The 18,872-nt window shown below is 44.4% G+C and carries 24 protein-coding genes; 2 read left to right on the top strand and 22 right to left on the bottom strand.

All coding sequences use genetic code 11. From position 1 onward, the window contains the following. Positions 1 to 2: 2 nt before the first annotated feature. The 22 genes from M1F25_RS01195 to M1F25_RS01090 form a co-directional block, all read right to left on the bottom strand. Positions 3 to 2,834 (bottom strand): phage tail tape measure protein, encoded by a 2,832-nt coding sequence (locus M1F25_RS01195; RefSeq protein WP_181489093.1) that lies wholly within the window; start codon positions 2,832 to 2,834, stop codon positions 3 to 5. Further along, positions 2,827 to 2,946: a GpE family phage tail protein gene (locus M1F25_RS01190; RefSeq protein ID WP_006816450.1), complete on the bottom strand. Its 120-nt coding sequence runs from the start codon at positions 2,944 to 2,946 to the stop codon at positions 2,827 to 2,829. The genes M1F25_RS01195 and M1F25_RS01190 overlap by 8 nt, the downstream gene beginning before the upstream one ends. A 14-nt stretch (positions 2,947 to 2,960) precedes the next feature. Then, positions 2,961 to 3,269, bottom strand: coding sequence for a phage tail assembly protein (locus tag M1F25_RS01185; protein WP_006816451.1), 309 nt, complete (start codon positions 3,267 to 3,269; stop codon positions 2,961 to 2,963). Positions 3,270 to 3,280: 11 nt separating this feature from the next. Next, a complete protein-coding gene (locus M1F25_RS01180) occupies positions 3,281 to 3,796 on the bottom strand; it encodes a phage major tail tube protein (protein WP_181489091.1) in 516 nt (171 codons plus the stop codon). Between the two features lie 2 nt (positions 3,797 to 3,798). Continuing rightward, positions 3,799 to 4,971 (bottom strand): phage tail sheath protein, encoded by a 1,173-nt coding sequence (locus M1F25_RS01175; protein ID WP_181489089.1) that lies wholly within the window; start codon positions 4,969 to 4,971, stop codon positions 3,799 to 3,801. Between the two features lie 113 nt (positions 4,972 to 5,084). Continuing rightward, the gene (locus M1F25_RS01170; RefSeq protein ID WP_181489087.1) at positions 5,085 to 5,702 is read right to left on the bottom strand and encodes a tail fiber assembly protein; all 618 of its coding nucleotides are present in this window, start codon (positions 5,700 to 5,702) and stop codon (positions 5,085 to 5,087) included. Further along, positions 5,702 to 7,228 carry a phage tail protein gene (locus tag M1F25_RS01165; RefSeq protein ID WP_232368711.1) on the bottom strand — a complete coding sequence of 509 codons (1,527 nt, stop codon included), beginning with the start codon at positions 7,226 to 7,228 and terminating at the stop codon, positions 5,702 to 5,704. The genes M1F25_RS01170 and M1F25_RS01165 overlap by 1 nt, the downstream gene beginning before the upstream one ends. Then, positions 7,225 to 7,836 (bottom strand): phage tail protein I, encoded by a 612-nt coding sequence (locus M1F25_RS01160; protein WP_181489085.1) that lies wholly within the window; start codon positions 7,834 to 7,836, stop codon positions 7,225 to 7,227. The genes M1F25_RS01165 and M1F25_RS01160 overlap by 4 nt, the downstream gene beginning before the upstream one ends. Further along, positions 7,829 to 8,743, bottom strand: coding sequence for a baseplate J/gp47 family protein (locus M1F25_RS01155; RefSeq protein ID WP_405127809.1), 915 nt, complete (start codon positions 8,741 to 8,743; stop codon positions 7,829 to 7,831). Before M1F25_RS01155 ends, M1F25_RS01160 begins: the two co-directional genes overlap by 8 nt. Then, positions 8,740 to 9,084, bottom strand: a complete 345-nt coding sequence (locus M1F25_RS01150) for a GPW/gp25 family protein (protein WP_119246400.1) — start codon at positions 9,082 to 9,084, stop codon at positions 8,740 to 8,742. Before M1F25_RS01150 ends, M1F25_RS01155 begins: the two co-directional genes overlap by 4 nt. Further along, positions 9,081 to 9,704, bottom strand: a complete 624-nt coding sequence (locus M1F25_RS01145) for a phage baseplate assembly protein V (RefSeq protein WP_181489081.1) — start codon at positions 9,702 to 9,704, stop codon at positions 9,081 to 9,083. Before M1F25_RS01145 ends, M1F25_RS01150 begins: the two co-directional genes overlap by 4 nt. Positions 9,705 to 9,710: 6 nt before the next feature. Beyond that, entirely contained in the window at positions 9,711 to 10,091 is a 381-nt protein-coding gene (locus M1F25_RS01140; protein ID WP_181489079.1) for a hypothetical protein, read from the bottom strand. A gap of 87 nt (positions 10,092 to 10,178) precedes the next feature. Further along, entirely contained in the window at positions 10,179 to 10,796 is a 618-nt protein-coding gene (locus tag M1F25_RS01135) for a phage virion morphogenesis protein (protein WP_181489077.1), read from the bottom strand. Then, positions 10,793 to 11,221 carry a phage tail protein gene (locus M1F25_RS01130; protein ID WP_119246361.1) on the bottom strand — a complete coding sequence of 143 codons (429 nt, stop codon included), beginning with the start codon at positions 11,219 to 11,221 and terminating at the stop codon, positions 10,793 to 10,795. Before M1F25_RS01130 ends, M1F25_RS01135 begins: the two co-directional genes overlap by 4 nt. Continuing rightward, positions 11,205 to 11,753, bottom strand: a complete 549-nt coding sequence (locus M1F25_RS01125; RefSeq protein ID WP_181489075.1) for a DUF2570 domain-containing protein — start codon at positions 11,751 to 11,753, stop codon at positions 11,205 to 11,207. The genes M1F25_RS01130 and M1F25_RS01125 overlap by 17 nt, the downstream gene beginning before the upstream one ends. Before the next feature lies 1 nt (position 11,754). Then, complete coding sequence (locus M1F25_RS01120) at positions 11,755 to 12,117, bottom strand: D-Ala-D-Ala carboxypeptidase family metallohydrolase (RefSeq protein WP_181489073.1); 363 nt, start codon at positions 12,115 to 12,117, stop codon at positions 11,755 to 11,757. Then, positions 12,101 to 12,415 carry a phage holin family protein gene (locus tag M1F25_RS01115; protein WP_006816440.1) on the bottom strand — a complete coding sequence of 105 codons (315 nt, stop codon included), beginning with the start codon at positions 12,413 to 12,415 and terminating at the stop codon, positions 12,101 to 12,103. Before M1F25_RS01115 ends, M1F25_RS01120 begins: the two co-directional genes overlap by 17 nt. A gap of 4 nt (positions 12,416 to 12,419) precedes the next feature. Then, on the bottom strand, positions 12,420 to 12,623 hold the full coding sequence (locus M1F25_RS01110; RefSeq protein WP_119246403.1) for a tail protein X: 204 nt from the start codon (positions 12,621 to 12,623) through the stop codon (positions 12,420 to 12,422). After that, a complete protein-coding gene (locus M1F25_RS01105) occupies positions 12,620 to 13,096 on the bottom strand; it encodes a head completion/stabilization protein (protein WP_181489071.1) in 477 nt (158 codons plus the stop codon). The genes M1F25_RS01110 and M1F25_RS01105 overlap by 4 nt, the downstream gene beginning before the upstream one ends. Before the next feature lie 83 nt (positions 13,097 to 13,179). Further along, complete coding sequence (gpM, locus tag M1F25_RS01100; protein ID WP_232368710.1) at positions 13,180 to 13,836, bottom strand: phage terminase small subunit; 657 nt, start codon at positions 13,834 to 13,836, stop codon at positions 13,180 to 13,182. Between the two features lie 10 nt (positions 13,837 to 13,846). Beyond that, the gene (locus M1F25_RS01095; protein ID WP_181489069.1) at positions 13,847 to 15,028 is read right to left on the bottom strand and encodes a phage major capsid protein, P2 family; all 1,182 of its coding nucleotides are present in this window, start codon (positions 15,026 to 15,028) and stop codon (positions 13,847 to 13,849) included. A gap of 11 nt (positions 15,029 to 15,039) precedes the next feature. Next, positions 15,040 to 15,873, bottom strand: a complete 834-nt coding sequence (locus tag M1F25_RS01090) for a GPO family capsid scaffolding protein (protein ID WP_181489067.1) — start codon at positions 15,871 to 15,873, stop codon at positions 15,040 to 15,042. A 157-nt stretch (positions 15,874 to 16,030) separates the two neighbouring features. Here M1F25_RS01090 and M1F25_RS01085 point away from each other — a divergent pair, with 157 nt between their 5' ends. Then, entirely contained in the window at positions 16,031 to 17,788 is a 1,758-nt protein-coding gene (locus M1F25_RS01085; protein ID WP_119246366.1) for a terminase ATPase subunit family protein, read from the top strand. Beyond that, on the top strand, positions 17,788 to 18,828 hold the full coding sequence (locus M1F25_RS01080) for a phage portal protein (RefSeq protein WP_181489065.1): 1,041 nt from the start codon (positions 17,788 to 17,790) through the stop codon (positions 18,826 to 18,828). The genes M1F25_RS01085 and M1F25_RS01080 overlap by 1 nt, the downstream gene beginning before the upstream one ends. The last annotated feature ends 44 nt before the right edge of the window (positions 18,829 to 18,872 follow it).

Below are 18,872 nucleotides of genomic sequence, written 5' to 3'. Positions count from 1 at the left end.
AATTAATATTCTCCACTGTCTTGATACTGGCTTAACCGCCTTGATTGCTTTCTTCGCTCCGCCTCTTCTAATTGCCTTGCGACCTCTTTTGCAATATCCGCGGCTGATTGATTCGGTGTAGGATGAATATGAATTTCAATCGGGGATCGACTAGACTCACTGCGATTTTGAGTGATATTAACCGGTGTAGATACGTAATTTTTAGCCGGTAATGCATAGGGGTGAATCGGTTTATCCGCCACTGCCGACATTGAACCTAGTGTTAATGCTGCCGCAGCCAATGCCGCTGTACTTTTACGACTGGTCACATTCGCAGGACCATTAACAATCTCAGGACCATACTCACCCACAATGCCAAATTGACCACGAGGAATATAACCGCCACTATCAAATAACCCAGCAAGTGACTTACCCGCAACGGATGCGCCGCTTGCCTGAGTCGCTAATCTCGCAGCTTTGGCATCATCTGATAACATCCACTCAGGTAATAAATCTGTCGCAGCCTGCTTAATTTCAGCAAATGTAGATTTTAGTGACTCCCATTTTTCAAGAATACCATTCTTCAAACTATCGATAATTTCACCACCGATTTGCTTGAAACGTTCGGGCAATGCAGTCACATCAGCGACAATCTCATTCCATTTATCCGAGATCGTTTTTTTAATTAGCGCCCACATACGCGACGTCACAGAAACAATGCTATCCCAATGCTTGTAAATTAAACCCGCCGTCGTCCAGTTTAAGATGAAATATTTTACCCACTCCCAAAATTGAGAAAAAGTTTGCTTCACTGCGTCCCAAACTTGCGCTGCATAAGCTGTAATCTGATCCCAATTTCTTGCTATCGGACCCACTATTGTCCAGTTCATTAAGAATGATTTAATTACCTCAAACGCATCCTTAAAAATACCGCTAACTAAGTTCCAAACACCTTTGACATAGGGAGCTATCTTGTCCCAATGCTTGTAAATCAAATAAGCTGCACCCGCAATGGCAGTAATAATTAAGATAATCGGGTTAGCTAATAACGCCCTTCCCAACATCATAAACGCCGTTCCAATCAGCTTAATTGGCTTAATCAGCAACCAGAGGAAACCGCTACCTTTAATGCCTAACACTGACAAGCTGAGCTTCGCCATCGCAAGTGGACCAATCATTGCAGCAATCATCAATGATATGCCACCGCCCACAGCTAAAATCGCCCCAAGCCCCAATGTGATCATTGTGAGTGTTTTAACTATTTCAGGATTTTTCTTTGCCCACTCACCAAAACTTGAAATGATATCGGTGACGCTTTTTGCTATGTCACGCAATGGACTATCGGCACCACCAAAGATTTGAATCCCGACATCTTCATACGCTGATGTGAGGTTTTTCAAATCACCGTCAAGATTATCGGTCATGGTTTTAGCCACTTTTTCGGCTTCACCTTTTGCGGCTTTGATTTCTGCAATCATTGCCTGCAATTGACCCGAACCCGCCTGATCAACAAGTACAGATAATGCAGAAAATGCCTCTTCGCCAGCTATATGCTTGAATAACCCTGCTCGCTGTGCAGTACCCATTTTTTTAGTTTTCTTGTCCAACTCGGCAAGAATAACGGGTAACTCACGTAAGTTGCCTTTTGCATCTCTGGTTTTTATACCCAGCTTTGTGAGAGCTTCGGCGGCTTGCTTTGGCGGCTCAGCCAAGCGCCCCAAAATAGATCGCAAACCAGTACCCGCCATGCTGCCCTGAATACCTGCATCACCTAGCTTGCCGGCTGCAACTGCTGCCGTTTCTAAGTCAACACCAAGCCCTGACGCCACTGGCGCAACATATTTCATGGTATCGCCGAGCATGTTTAAGTTGACGTTAGAGCGTGTAAACGTTGCGACTAACGTGTCGCTCACTCGGTTCATTTCATCCGAGTTCAGTTTAAAACCAGTTAAAATATTAGATCCAATATCCGCGGTAGTGGCTAAGTCAATGTCTCCGGCGAGTGACATTGATAATGTGCCTTTCATCGCATTTTTAATTTGCTCAGGTTTAAAACCAGCCATCGCATAGAACGCTTGCCCTTGTGCGACTTCATTCGCCGTAAATGCCGTCGTTGCACCCAGATCACGCGCCTGCTCTCTCAGCATCTTGTAATCACCTGAGTTTTTATCCAAACGAGTCAAGGCTTGTACTTTCGACATGCCGATTTCAAAGTCATAGCCTGGTACTAAGACTTTTTTTGCCGCATAACCAATCCCAACTCCTGCGGCTGTCATGCCGGCACCAGCCCCAGCCATTTTGTTTCGAACGTCCATGGTTCTTTGATAGCCATCTTTCGCCGCAGACATACGCCGCTCTTGATTGGCGACACGTTTTAATTGCTGCTCTTGTTGCTGCAATCGTTGATTAGCCGAGGAGATATCGCTATTGAGTCTAGTTTGAGCCTGACTTAACTGGCGTGTCGATATGCCGCTATTTTTCAGCGCTTCTCGTTGTCGCTGTAGCGATACGCTTAACGTTCCCGCTTCCATTTTTAGCTTAGCAGCGGCAGACTTAGCGCGTTCAAATTCTCTGGACTGCGCCTTTGTTGGATTTTGCACTGAGGATAATTCGCGCGAAAGCTGGCTCACCTTTTCGGTGGCTTTTTGATAGGCATTATTTGCAGCATCAAGGGATTGCTTTGTTTTCTTAAAGCCATCAATTTGCTGAGCTTGATTGTTGAGTTCTTTTAATTCTTGGCGAGACCGGCGGAGAGTTTCCGCCAGTTTTTTATTGGAATCTTGAGCGCCGCGTAGTGGCTTTGTGAATTTATCAACGGCGCTTAAAATCACCTGTAAACGTAAATCTTTACTCATCTTCAACACCGCTACGTTTAAGGGCGTGATAACGCCATTCTAATAATTCAGTCAAAGAATAATTTTCGGTTACTGCCGGCGACCAGTGAAAAATGGTGGCAATATCTGCCACCAAATCATCAACGGTTAGTCGTTCTGGAAATCGGAAGTTACCGATTTCGGTAGCAAAAAAAGCACTAACTCCTTGGTCAAATTCAGCATGTCTGCTGGATTCATAAGGATAAGTTCAGGCTTGGTTAGTGCCGGTGCCGTGACGCGAGGTAAAACCAACATCGCTGAATCAACATCCATTTCCATTAATGCCGCAAGACGAACACCGCGTAATGCCCCTGAATTGGGTTTACGCACAATAATTTCAGTGATCGTCGTTTCACCACGAGTCAACGGTTCATCTAATGTCACTGTGATGTGAGTATTTTCTTTTTGTTCAGTCATTTACTTTTACCTTATAGCCCTAATGCTTCACGATGCGCCGCCATGCGGTCAACGCCACCGACGATCTCAATCATGTTGATAATGTCGATTTCAATCAGCTTTTCGCCGTTCATTTCCAGTCTGAAATAGATCGGTTTTACGCTCAGTTTGGTTTGAGAGTTATCCCCCTCTTTCACGTTACCGGCGTCAATTTCGCTGTATCGACCACGCACGACGATTTCAACTGCTTGGACTTCTCCAATATCATCACGTTGGACTGACCCATTAAATCGCAGTTGGACACCATCAATAGTTTCAATTCCCCACTGGCGGTAGACTTGAGCCTCCATCCCGCCAAGAGTAATCTCCATATCCAACGCGCCATCATCCAGCCCCATATCAATTTGAGCTGAGCCATTCATGCCGCCGCCGCGATACGCTTCAAATTTACGAGTCAGTTTGGGCAAAGTGACTTCCTCGGCAATACCCATGTAATTTTGACCATCATTAAAGATGTTCATGTGTTTAAACTTGCGTGGTAACGCCATGACTACCCCTTAATTTTTGAGCTGAAATCTAACAAATAACGATCAGTGATCCGCTGGCGCAACATCAAGTTTTCGAGTGGTGCAACTGGTGTATAGTCATAATCAAGATAGGCTTTGCCACTCTTCAACTCTTCTTTTACGTTGATTTTTTCATCAAACCAGCATTCACCGCCCAACAAATACCCTTGGTTTGTCATGGCGCGTAATTTCGCGTTGATACCGTCGATAATGTCTTTCACTAGCGTTGGTGTCAGTGGCTTATCAACCGCCCATGCCTGCCCTTCTGCGATGGTATCTGCCAGCACTTGTGCGGTACGCGTGTAAGATTCAAAGGCAAATAATGGATCATCGGAACAAGTACGAGAACCCCAGAATTTAAATCCATCATTACGGATCAGTGTCGTGATATCGTTTTCGTTAAGCAAACCAGCGTCCGTGGCTGGGTCTTGCAAGTCCCATGACACATCGGCAGAAATACCCGTGACACCATTGACCCCTACGTTAGATAACGTTTTATGCCAGCCCATCTCGTTGTCGATTTTTGCACGTAACCCCAATGCCGTTGCCGTTGCATAGATATTACTTTCTGCATTAGCGACTGTGTCCCAGCCTTGAAATTCTGGGTAAATCAACATAAGTTCGCGCTGGCTAAAATTCTGACGATACTCAATTGCTTCGGATACCGTCTTACAACCATAAGCACTGATATATGCCATGGCTCGCATCTTTTGAGCGATGCCCGCAAGTGATGCTGAAACGGCTTGCGTATCATGACCTGGCACGGCAATAATGCGCGGCTTCACACCCACACGGCTTTGAGCGACGGTTAACGCTTGCAAGCCTGTTTTGCGCCCTTCCGCTGTTGACCCGCCAATAATATTAGATGTGGTTTCCGCTTCGGTTTCACCTTGCTCAACACGGACAACAACAGTCACCGGCTTTGATTGATTTCCGATTGCTTCTAACGCACGGGCTAACGTACCGGTATCGCCTGCCTTTCCGGCAGCGTCCATCACGTCAGTAATTAAAACAGGTGTATTGAGTGGAAAATATTTAGCATCAGCATCATCGGCAGTACAAACCATGCCGGCGATAGCTGTATTAATGGTGCGAATAGGGCGCGTACCCTCGTTAAGTTCGACGACTCGCACGCCGTGGTGATAATCTTGAGCCATTACTAGCGTCCTCTATTTTGCAATAGCTCAATTCTGGATGTGGGATAAGTGAAATGCACGGAATGGGGATTGTATGGGGAATGAAACAAAGCCCCGTCTGGGGCTTGTAATAATTATTCTGGTTTGACGCCCCAATCGATATCGGGGGCTTTTGAAGTATCAACATCTGCATTTTTAACGCTATAGATTTCCCATGCGATCAATAAATCTTTTTCTGCATCTGTTGCCATGCCTAACTTAACCTTGCGCTCAAGTATCATGATATTCTGCTCTGCCTCTGTTAAACGCTGCGCTTTCTCTTGCTCTGCTTGCGCAATCAATACGGCTTTTTGAGCTTCCTTATCCGTTACCCATTTTTTGCCGTTCCAGATATCAAATTCGGTTTTAGGCTCCTGTAACGTTAACTCAGTGGGTAAATCACCGATGAAATTAATAACAACTTGTTGACGATTTGAAGTGTTATACGCAGTTTTTCCGCGGTGGTCTGCAATGTACAACCACGACTTTTCATCCGAACTGCGAACAATAGCGATATCTGATTTTGTTGGCAATTCAGGTTTATCTAAGTATGCATCTGCAACAACTGAGCCGCCAAGTGGAACATTATCTAACGATGCGCGAACATATTCTCGCGTCATGGGGTCACAAAGATAAACCTCAGTCCACCCTGCAACAACTGCTAACCCTTGCTCGTCAAATTGTGCCTTTTTAATTTCTGTTGTGTATTTCATTATTTCATTCTCGTAATTAAAATTTTAGCCACGTTTTTCATACGAAATTCATCAGCAGTTGGTACTTGCCGAGAAATATCGAGTGTAAAGCCTTGTCCAGCCCAAACTGTTCCGCCCGGTTGAGAATCCGAGGCTTTATATGTTTCATTCCTTGCAAACACACCTTCCGCGACTAAACCGCTTGTTGTCGCAAGTCCTGTAGATCTCACATTCCCCGTCAAATTTCGCATAGCATCTTGCTGATATGTTCCTACTGTACGACCAGTATCAATACCACGACCATTATCTGCTGCTCGGATGGCATACCCTCTATCATCAGGTACTTTTAAATCAGGCATCGCTTTTGCGGCTTCTGGATATTCAGTAGCTGAAAAAGAACGACCTTCATTAGCCCAGAAATTAGGCGGAATTGGTGCTGATGTGTTCCAAATTACTGATGCGCCAATAGGAACAAATGCATAACTCATATCCGTTGATATTGCGCCCACATCACTGGATGAAGGCTTAAAACCTTGATGATAAATTCTAAAAGCTTCTGAGCCACGGGTTACGTATGCAGCACCGTTGTTAGACTCTAATCTTACTGCTGCAACACTTTCAGTGTTTCCTAGATAAACGGTTGCACCAGAAGCATTAAGAATTTGTTTATTATCTCCAGTCAATTTATTGGATTCGACGCGAGGGGTGATGAGCGTCCCCGTCATTTCACCACCAGTCTTATCAAGTTTTGTCAAACCCATATCAGTAACGGCTTTTTGACTCATGGAAACATTTGTTGTTTGCCCGCCATATTGCACAATTGCATCCGTTCCTAGCTTGCTATCTAAGCCAGTTTTTAATTCGTCTTTTGTTGCATATTCACCGGCTGGTTGTTTACTTGATAATCCAGTAGCTAATTCAGCTTTTGTCGCTAATTTCCCCGTCTCTGTCGTAAATAAATCTAAACTAGGGGTTTTATCCCTAGCATTTCCTTTAACATCTGAAATATTCGCTTTATCGAATTTTTTACTCAAATCCAATTTTGTTTGCGCAGATAGTGCATCAATTTTTTTATCCAGCACGGTAATTTCTGTATTTACATACTCACGGGTAGCAAGTACAACCGATGGATCAATCTTCAATGTCACTGACTCAGTATGACTAACAATCAATACCATTCGAATAGATTGTGTTCGCCCCGACCCCTCAGCAAGCTGCGGTTTGTAAGTTTCAGGACAGTTTGCGACTGCAATTAAATTACCTGTTTTATCAAACAATCCAATCTCACGTATCCACCAACCGCCCTCAGATTCAGGGATGATTTGCTCAGCGATAATCTGATTTTTATTTTTTCCATCAATAAATAACGTATTGATAGCTGCTCGGCGTTTTTCGGCAATTAGCTTTGTTTGATTGGTATCAGGGGTTGGTAATGAACCGCCACCATCCCCCACCGCCATATGAGTAAGCTCAATTTTTGTTCCTAACGCGGTTGCCTGCGCGATTAAGTTCTCACCTAATTTAGTGAGCAATGCGAAATATTTCATTGTTGATAAATCCTCGTTTCGTCAATGAGATGAACAGCTGCGCCCTGAACATCAAGTCCAGAAACGGAAATTAAAGGGGGCGTATACGCGTAAACAGTTAATGCATCACCGGCATAACTGGATGCCGTACAATAAAATTCACCACGGGTTTCTAGCTGAATAGTTAGTCCGATTAAATGCCGGCTCGCTGGCTTCGCATCAAAAATAAGCGCCTCCAACTCACGGTACATTTCTTCTGTAATACCCGTTTCTAGCACGCCAATATCAAGCCTAAACGTTCCTGGTGTTTCGTTAGTTTTCCACCACTCAATAACTCGAATTAAATAGCCCAATGGCTCAACAACACGACGCAATGCGCCTATCGTGCCTTTATGCTTATGAATAAACATCGCGGACTTAATCGCGTCGCGCTTGGCTTTCTCTGTCCAGTTTTTATCCCACCGGTCAACACTGAATGCCCATGCCAGATACGGCAGCAAATGCACCGGACATTTATCAGGATTCCAGAGAATACGAATGGGGATCGGCACCCGTTCTATTTCAGCTAAAGCCTCACCAGCGGCAAGCTCTAATGCTGACGACCCAACTGGCAGTAAACGGCTATTCATCCGAGCCACCCAGCTCAACATTTATTCCAGTACAAAAACTGGCTTGCGTCTTATCGAGTTTGATATCTGCCTTTGGTGAAATCAGCTCAACACGTTGCACACCTTGAACATGCAAAGCGGCATAAATCGCGCTCAACACAATGTCACGCCCTAACCTGTGTTGTTGGTTGGTATAGTGTTTTAGTTGTGCTTCTGCCGCTTCCATAATCGGCTCGTATTCAGGGGATGGATAACAATAAATTTTCGCGACGATTTCATAATCAACAATTTCAGCAGACTGCACGGTCACTCGATCAGCAACAGGGCGCATATCTTCATCATTTAAAGCTACATCAACAATTTCAATTAAATCTGCTGGCGCGACACCATTACCCTCCCGCGACAAAACGGTCACCGTCACACAAGCGGGGGATGGACTAATCACTGAGGCATCAGCAACGCGACCATCTGCACTGCGAGCGTGGTAGGCATAACTACCAACAGGACCCGCAACACTCAATCCCTCAAACGCTTCTGGGATGCGCATTCTCAAATCAGAATCAGACTCATAAACTGGCGGGATGGGCGGGATTGCTGTTTCATCCCCTTTAAATAGGACCAATCTTTTAACGCCGTTATTAGCTGCAAGCTGATCAAGGTCTGCTGCCGTAGCGAAAGCCACCATACTTGCGCGGGCTGCTTCATTCACACGCTGGCGTAAAATCAACTCACGGTAGCTGTTCTCTTGCAGTAGTTTTGTGAGTGGCTCTGACTCAAACTCTAACGTTCTGGCGACTACTTCACGTTGCTCCGGTGGCATAGCAGCAATTAATGCCGCTTTTCGCTCAGCAAATATCACTTCAACATCGAGCACTTCAATAACATCCGGTGCCGGTAATAAACTTATATCAATACTGTTTGCCATCATCGCCCCACATCGACAGAAAAGTTAATTGGCTGATTTGAGTCTTGCTCAATTGCTTCGATATCAATCATTAGCTTTGCGGCTTCTGTACTACTTAACCCGATGCGGGTTAATAAAATACGCGGTTCCCACTTCATCAAAGCGGTATAGCAGGCTGACATCAATTGCAGTTTCAATGCTGGGTTTTGCGGCTGATCAATTAACTCTGATAGTAATGAGCCATAGGTACGACGAATGACACGCGAGCCAATAGGCGTGATTAAAATATCTCTGACTGACTGGCGGATATGCTCAATATCTGAAATCGCCGTGCCGTCGATTCGACTCATGCCCTGATATTTCATTGCGTCCCCTCTGTTCGGCTACCACCACGCTGCACACCGCCGTGATCGTGGTCATCAACAACAACGCCATTTGATGAAAACTTGCCACCTTTATGCGTAATATCACCGGTCATTTCTCCGCCCTTAGTGACTTTCAACGTGGCACACGTTAAATTATCCGAGCAAATAACAGTTGGAGTATTGAGTTTGATTTGCTGAGCAGCATTGACAATGACCACTTGTGTTTCCGCGCTAACTTGCTCACTGGCTTCAATATGTGCGGTTGTGATACCAGTCGCTTTCAACGCGCCCGTGGCTGGCTCATATTCAATGACTGCCCCGTCTGAATAGGTGCGATGGTCTGCCGTCAATGAATCGGTAGGCTCTGAGTGTTCATTGGAGAAAATACCCGTTAATACAAATGCTGTCGTTAACTCACCGCCGATAGCTAGGATAATCACTTGCTCACCAACACTCGGCGCATTCATTGTGCGAGTACTACCGGCACGCAATGTTATCCAGTTAAGCCATTCCGTTTCTAAGTCGCCCGTTTTTACGCGGCACCCTTTCTTGGCATCAACGGCAGTGACAACGCCAATACGGATCAGATTTCGGATTAAGCGATAAATATCAGCGGACATAGCGCGTTATTTCTCTTGTGAAATGGCATTTAAAAGCAATTGGCGAACTAAGTGTTGCCAGCAGCCTAAACAGGTAAATAACGGGACTAAAAACCATTGACCGATAAGCGTTAAAGCTAGCAAAGCAAGTAAATTTAATGCATGGACATAGCGATAAACGGCGTTATCCATCGGGACAAGACTCAGAGGGAAACCGTCTAATTTATAAGACTTCGTTTGGCTCCCTAGAAATGGCAGATAGTTCATCAATAACCAGAAGGCATAAAAAGAAATCACCGTATTCAATATGAGTACAGCAATAAAACTTCCAGCAGTGTTATCAAGAAAGGCAATCAGAGAGTAAAGAATAACGACTAAAGCAGGAATAAAGGGAATGTATTTACGCATAGCAACCTCAAAAAAATTATTTTCTTAAGCCTGCCATTAATACTGCAAGTGTTCAGTAAGTGTGGTTTGTTTGATTAGTGGCACAAATTATCGTGTCAGAAAATCAATAATTTGGTTTTCGATGTGAGTAACTTCTTGCGGCGTAAGCCCAAGTAATTGACGTGAAGGATAGGTAATTTGTGCTCGTCCAATTCGTTCTGTTAATCCAAATTGATGCACACCGGCAATATTTCCCGCAGAGGGTAAAAAGTAAATAACGGCTTCTTTATCGCTGTTATACATCCGCAAAAAACGGGCGGTTGCCAGTTTTTTAAACATACGAGTTTGCTTGGTTTTTCGCTCTGTACTGATTTTGTCTTTTTTGACGCTGATATAGCGCTGAATATCCGATTTACGAAATGAGCGCTGGGATTTTTTATCCGCATCTTGTCCGGTAATCGTCTTTGAGTTTCCACGCCAATTACGCAATATACGTTTTTGACCCCGCCACATGAATTGAATTTCACGCTGTACCGTGACAAAGCTGGCTTTTCTTTTTGTGTATGCACTACCGTCTGGATTTTTTTGTTGCTGGATGCGCTTTATTTGAGATCGGCGCAAGTCACGCGTTATTTCTTTAGCTAGTTGTCGGCGCTGATTTGCAGACATACGGCTGATTAAAGCGCTTAACTCGCTATCAAGCTTACGTAATGTATCCTCGCTCATCGCTCTGTTTTCCATTCATCGAATGGATTTGCTGGCTCAGAAATAGACTCAACAACCCATTTGCCCTCGTTATCGATGGCTAACACTCGCTCTGTAAGATTTAGGTCGATACTAATATCCGCGGTTTCATTATCTAAAATAACAGCTTCAAACTTAAAATCTTGATATCGCTTGGTTGGATTCGCTGAAATATCATGTTGATGCTTTACCAGCCAATCATTGACGACTGCAATCAAAACATTCTGATCACCTTTATAGCCTTCAATAATAATATTCGCCGTGTATTCATATTCAAAACTTGGCGTTGTCGCTATTGTCGAAATAATCCGTCCATTCTCAACAAACATGTAGAGCTTTTCTGGGTTTTTGTGCAGGAACGGGATTTTGCTATTTAAATAGTCTCGCAAGCTAGTTAACTTTTTCATGCTCACGCTCCTCGTCGAATTTCTCAATCGCCATAAGCTGCGTATTTGCTTGCTCTAAATCGGTAAGTAGCGGATCAACCCACAATGCCAAATCGCAATAGGTTAAAATCCGTCCGGTAGTGATGGTGGTACTGGCTGCGTTAGCGTTTTCGGTATTGGTGTGCATGGCGATGGCACGTAAACGGTACGCGTTACTGAGCAACCGGTCAGAAATAAACTGAGGCACAGGCAGATCACAGCTCGGCTCTTTTCTAAGGATGGTTTTATATTCAATTTTTCTTTCCTCTGCGCTCGCACGTTGGATAATTCCGTTCCGGTAAGCTGCGCTACTGATTTGATTTGCGCGATGAAAAGAAAGTGATTGGTCAGCAATAACCTTAGATTGATTGCTTACGTCAGTTTTTAACTGCGTATTTTCTTCTTGCAGCCCACCAATTTGAGTATTCAAATTATCTATTTTTTTCATGCCCAGCACGGCGATAATTAACGCAATACCAAGTAAGACCACAAACCCAATCACTCTCTTTTTCATATTATGAGTTACTTCCCCAGCGTGCTTTGTTTTTACGAACATCAATGTGAGTGAATGTTTTGTAGCGTCCGACACCATATTTACTCGGATATTTTGACTCCAAATAATCAGCGACGGCTTTCGGTGCAACATCTTTGACTTTGATATCTCCTGCTGTACCTAAAAGATGCTGTGAATGCTCAGCGCCGCCAACGGCTTTATTATGTTTCGCACAACGACGACCACTGACAACATAAACCGGCTTGTTAAAATGCGCTCTCACATCTTCAAGCACACCCACTAACTCAACATCAACTTTTGATGCGCCACACCCATCTTTACAGGCAAACTCTGCGCTATTGAAATGCTCACTTAATTTTGTCACTCTTTACCCCTGTATACTTCAACCAGAAAAAATCTAAAGCCATGGTTCCCATCGCACCTGCAACACCCGATGAAATCATGATCATGTATTCCGATGCTCCTGATTCGATAGCACCAAGACCACCAAGAAGCCCAGCAAACCCTGACACAACAACTTGCATTAAGGCATTTACCCAGCTCCATGCGGTATTATTTTTTCGTATATCAATGATATATCTCACAGCGCCTCCCCATGCGGAAATGAAGAGCAGCATCAACCACTGAACCAGACCGAAACTATTCGGATCTTTATCAAACATGTACTTAATCCCATAACTGTAAAAGTGGTCGCGTTGGCTCTGACGTCACTTCTGGCATATCAATTAATATTCCAGCGGGAACAACTGCACCATGCTCTGCTAAGTTAGGATTTGCTAACAGAACCGCTTCAGTCATTCCCATCGTTCTTCCGTAAAATCGCCAACAAATAGCGTCAACGGTGTCACCTTGAATTGTTCTAATCTTCATATCAGCTCAACAATGTTATGTGTTGCGCCCTTGATTCGCTGGATTGCCCATAACGCATCACGTTGCAAATCATCAATATTTGGCTCAAGCGCATCGGCTTTCTTACTACCACTAGGCGTGGTATCAATATCACGATATCGCTCAGTGATATTGGCTTTCGCACCGCAAAATACAGCGCGGCGATAAAGATAAATAAGCTCGGACTCTGAGGATTCGCCCTCATGAATTTTATTGGCAGGTACACTCTCAAGCGACTGATACCCCAAACCAATTTCTTTCGTTTTCCATTCCAACAACTCTCGATTGGTTTCGATAATGGCATTTTTTAAGCTGTTGATTAGACGATGTGGTGTGACCGTTCCATCTACGCGCATTTGTTCGCGAAAATCGGCGGTATTGATGGCAGGAAAGAAATCATCACTTTTTAATACTTCATTTTTTTCTTTTACCTGTTCTGGTGAAACAAAATCCATAACTCACCTCAATAGGTAGGCGGTGGGCGAGATGTCGAAAACCAGTTTCTAGTCTCGCGCCGCCTTGCGCGTTGGCACGTTCTTTAATTGTCTGCGCTGTTTTTCGCAGACAAAAACTTTTCAATATTGCTAATGTCTTTTTTCACGCCGCAGCGCTCATTAAGCTCAAGCGCGCGCATTAATTCGCAAAGCGCAGGCTGAGGTAAGTCATTATCCCGTAAGCTATAACCCAACCATTTGTGTAACTCACCCCGCACTTTGTCTGGCATGTCTTCATGCTCAATCAATGACATTGTGCGCTGTAAGATATCCAGTGGGATTGGATTCTTCGCGGTGTTAGCTTCTTTAGCTCTATCTCCCATTTCCTCAGCAATAGCGCACCCTGTTGTGCGCGATTGACCTGACGGCATAGTGAGATTGTGCTTGAGTGCATATTCAGCAATATCAAGTCCTTGCTCATACACACCCGCATCAAAACACCACAACATGAGATACATCAATACATCATCTTGCGCCCCTGAATTGCCTTTTAGCGTTTCAGTGACCCACGCTTCATACAACGGCAAGGCTTTTCGCTTATACGCCGCTTTACGTTCAAATGATTGAATTTTGCTCAAGTCACGCATGTGCTGCCTCAACATCAATTTAACTTGTGTTGCTGCTGATGGGTCAGCAAGAACGCCATACGCTCCGACATTCTTTGCTTCCACTTGCATGCGCTTTTTTTCCCACGGGTTCACGACTTACCCCTTATTTCCCTGCTTTTTCTTTCTGCTCAAGCTCTTTTTTTAGAGCATCAAGCTCAGCTTTAAGCGCGTCATTTTCTTCCGCTGTCGCTAACATTTTTGCTTTCTGCTCAGCATCATCACCCGCTGCTGCGTCAGGCGCTGTTTCCTCATTGATAATTTCAATGTTTTCAATCAACGCCACGCAGTCATAATCTTCAATGATGTAATCTTCATTGACTGATTCGTAGTTTTCGATGCGATCACGTTTTGCATTATCTTCAACTTGACGGCGTCGAGAGTCGATTTGCACGTAAATTGATAAGTTATCCAAACGAGTGATAAGAATGGCATTCTTAGGGAAATAAGGGACTCGCATTGCCATTAAACCGCCCAGCCGTTTCTGGCTGATAATCACATCACCGGCTAACGCTTCAGAATTAGGCTGATCACGGTTGACGATTGGGAAGTATTTTTCATCCAGAAGCGAGCGCCCACAAATTGCAATTAATCCCGTATCATCTGCGAATTCTTCTGCAATTGCGTTATTGACTGCCTGCATGACGAGAGCATCAATATTCTTGTAACCCTCATTTTTGCCGACTTTGATAGGTTCTGGCGTCACAACGTTCGTGTCTTTATCTGTTGAAGAGCCAATAACTTGCGTAGGGGCTTCAAGACGAATTTTATGTAACCAACCAACATTCACGTCTTGCAGTAACTTATTCACTGCGCGATTTGATGTGGCAGCACGACTTGTTCCGTTAAATCCGATCATGATGCGGTCAAGGGCTTGTCGCTGAATAATCGCATCACGAATACGGCGCTGAAAATCCTCAAACATCGCCCACATATCCAGCTTTTCATAACGAATTGCGGTATCGAAATTCGTTTGCTGGCAATGGTATTTTTGCCCCGTTAACGCAGTTGGATCGATTGGCTCTCGATCTTTTTTCGTCGTGTCCGTCGTACCAGCAACAGTTGAGCCAATACCCAAACCAATTTTTTCACCGATTTGGTTTTTAACTGGCACGATATTAATTTTCGTCAGAAAAACAGCGCTAAGCTGAATTTTGGTTTCCAGTTTTTGGGCTGCTGCCGGTGAGATTTCTACTTTTGACTCAGCAAATTCACGCGGCTGAACACCGTAAATCTCACCAAGTCGGGTTAAATAACCATTAAATTTAAAACGTGTTTCTTTTCTCATTGTTCTTCCCGTTAGCAATCAGTGAGATTTTCGGTATTTGTACCCGCACCGCCGAAAGAGGTTGGGCGATGCTTGTTATGGTCTTGCTGGCTTAAATCTTGTTTAAGCGAGTCCAGCTCAGTTCGCAGTGCTTCATTTTGCTGCTTGACTGCGGAGAGTGCCTTTACTTCACGCTCTAATGTTGCAAGCTTTTGTGCCGCTTCTGTTTGCTCTTCCGCACACAGTTCAACGGCTTGATGAATATCGTCAAGCTCCGCATCATTGCGTTTCTGCGCTCGGCTAAACATGGCAAAAACACATTCTTTTAGACTTGGGCTTGTTTTTTCAGGCGTTTCTTCCACTTCTGAAAATTCAATTACCGTTTCTTCCGCAGCCGTAAAGAGGTTATCTTTATCTTGCTTACGGTCAGAAAGATTATTCGCCTTATCTGCCCCAGCACTAAATTCAAGCATGCTAGTACCAAGGCTGGCAGGGTTATCCGTCACCGCTAACCCCACAAGATACGCACTACCCATATCCGAGAAATTCGGGTTAATTTCGACAGATGTGTAAACCTTTTGGCGTTTTTTGTTCATTTCAACCAGTTCAGGGGTTGGCTTTAAGACGCCATACAGCGCTAATTTTCCTGCTAATGCACCCTCACTGATTTCCTCGGTATAAACCGACTCCACATCACCGAATCGCGGCATCCAAGAATAATTCCAGTGCTCCATATTGATTCGCGCGCCATAAACGCTAGGGTCATAATTTTGTTCGATATCCGTCAACCATTGACGCTGCACCTTGCGACCGTCAGTTGTTGCCCCTTCAACACAAAGGCGCACCGGCTTGGATTTTGTTGTCATTGCTCAGGCTCCGGCAATTGAGTGTGTATATGATCGTAAAAAAGATGAGCCTATGTTTTCAGGGATGGGGGATAAGAAACAATGATTTGCCATTGTGTGGGAAATGGCACAATGCGGAGGCAAGGCGATAATTCGTGTGAGTCATTAATCTGGCGGCATGAATACATTACACGATTTTGACCCACGAAAAAGAGCCATGCACCTGTACTTCAAAGGGTACAGGATTGCGCGTATTGCCGAAGCACTCAACGAAAAATCCGCCACAATTCACAGCTGGAAGCGACGTGATAAATGGGATGAGATCACCCCCGTTGAACGCGTAGAAATGACGCTTGAAATGCGACTTTGTACTCTACTCAGCAAAGAAAATAAAGAGGGTAAAGATTTTAAAGAAATCGACCTGCTTTATCGTCAAGTTGAGCGTCATGCCAAAATTCATAAATACCAAAATGGCGGTAATGAAGTTGATTTAAACCCCAAACTTGCCAATCGCAATAAAGGCGAGCGCCGTGCCCCTGAAAAGAATTTATTTAGCGAAGAACAGCTTGAAAAACTGGAAGAAATCTTTCGTGAAAATATGTTTGAGTATCAGAAAGTTTGGTACGGCGCAGGGCATAAACACCGCATTCGCAACATCCTAAAATCACGCCAAATTGGGGCGACTTACTTCTTTGCCCGTGAAGCCTTTATGGATGCCCTCACGACTGGGCGAAATCAAATATTCTTATCTGCAAGTAAAGCTCAGGCACATGTATTCAAAGGTTATATCATTGATATGGCGCGAGAAGTCGATGTTGACTTAAAAGGCGACCCCATTGTTTTACCCAATGGTGCCACCCTGTATTTTCTCGGCACTAATGCGCGAACAGCACAAAGCTATCATGGCAATTTGTACCTTGATGAATATTTTTGGATACCGAAATTTCAAGAGTTGCGCAAAGTCGCATCCGGTATGGCAATGCATAAGAAGTGGCGTCAAACCTACTTTTCAACCCCATCCGCATTAACGCATAGCGCTTATCCGTTCTGGTCAGGAAAACTATTTAACCGTGGTCGTCGTAAAGCGGACCATGTTGAGATTGATATCAATCATCAAGCACTCGTGAATGGCATGATGTGCGGGGATGGTCAGTGGCGGCAGATCGTCACCATTGAAGATGCCATGCGCGGCGGCTGTAACTTATTCGATATTGACCAGCTGCATTTAGAGTACAGCCCCGATGAATTCGAAAACTTGCTGATGTGTGAATTTGTCGATGATATCGCGTCCATTTTCAACTTGCAGCTAATGCAAAAATGCATGGTGGACAGTTGGGAAATTTGGGACGACGTGCAGCCATTGATGATACGCCCTTATGCTTATCACCCCGTTTGGATTGGCTACGACCCCGCCAAAGGCACCCAAAATGGGGATAGCGCCGGCTGTGTGGTTATCGCTCCGCCAATGCGCAAAGGTGATAAATTTCGCATACTTGAACACCATCAATGGCGTGGCATGGATTTTCGCGCTCAATCCGATGCAATCAAAGAGCTAACTGAACGCTACAACGTGCAATACATCGGTATCGACTCTACGGGTATTGGTCATGGAGTCCTACAAAACGTGCGTGAATTTTTCCCCGCAGCGAAAGAATTTATTTATAACCCTGCCTTAAAAAATGCCCTTGTCCTCAAAGCGTATGACGTGATTAGTCATGACCGCCTTGAGTATGACGCCGGTTGCAATGATATCACTCAATCATTTATGGCGATTCGCCGTGCAACCACCGCGAGTGGCAACCGCCCCACTTATGAAGCAGATCGCAGTGAAGAAGCCAGCCATGCCGATTTAGCGTGGGCAACTATGCATGCTCTGTATAACGAACCAATCACCGGTGAAAACAGCAACCATCACAATATTGTCGAGGTATTTTAATGAGCCGTAAAAATAAAAAACGTCATTCACAAAATATGGCGCAGACAACCAATGACGCATCAATGGAAGCGTTCACGTTTGGTGACCCAATACCGGTGTTAGACAAGCGCGAAATTTTTGATTATTTGGAATGTGTGCAGATTGATAATTATTATGAGCCACCGATTAGCTTTCATGGGCTGGCTCGGACGTTCCGTGCAGCACCTCACCATAGTAGTGCCATCTATGTGAAACGTAACATTCTCACAAGCACGTTCATTCCTAATAAATATCTCAGCCGCCAAACCTTTGATAGCTGGGGATTAGATTTTTTACTCTTTGGCAATGGCTATTTAGAATTACGAGAAAATCGACTTGGGCAAGCGTTAACATTTAAACACTCCCCCGCTAAGTTCACACGCCGAGGCGCAGACTTAGAAACCTACTGGTTTGTACAACATGGGTATGATACTAAGCCTTATGAATTTGAAACTGGCAAAGTGCATCACCTAATTGAGCCTGATATTAACCAAGAAATCTACGGGCTGCCTGAATACTTAGCCGCTATTCCATCCGTGCTACTCAATGAAGCATCAACACTGTTTCGCCGTAAATATTATCTGAATGGTTCACACGCAGGTTATATCTTGTATATCAGTGATGCAGCACAGAAAACCGATGATGTTGATAAAATTCGTGAAGCACTCAAAAGCAGCAAAGGACCAGGGAATTTCCGTAATTTATTTTTGTATGCACCAGGGGGAAAGAAAGACGGTATTCAAACTATCCCTTTGTCTGAAGCAGCAGCAAAAGATGAGTTTCTGAATATCAAGAATGTGAGTCGTGATGATATGTTAGCGGCGCACCGTGTCCCCCCTCAAATCATGGGGATCATTCCTGAAAACGTAGGCGGCTTTGGTGATGTGGAAAAAGCCGCGAAGGTGTTTGTTCGTAATGAACTTATCCCACTACAAAGTAAGATGATGCAGCTTAATGATTGGTTTGGTGCTGAGATTGTTAAGTTTGATAAATACTCATTGGATTTAGATAACAACGACTAGAACAAACGCTCGTAAGCTAATCAAGATACCGCCCTCAGTGGCGG

This window comes from Providencia sp. PROV109, from assembly GCF_033681625.1.
Classification (GTDB): Bacteria; Pseudomonadota; Gammaproteobacteria; order Enterobacterales; family Enterobacteriaceae; genus Providencia; species Providencia hangzhouensis.
This window is presented reverse-complemented; position numbering and strand designations above follow the sequence as displayed.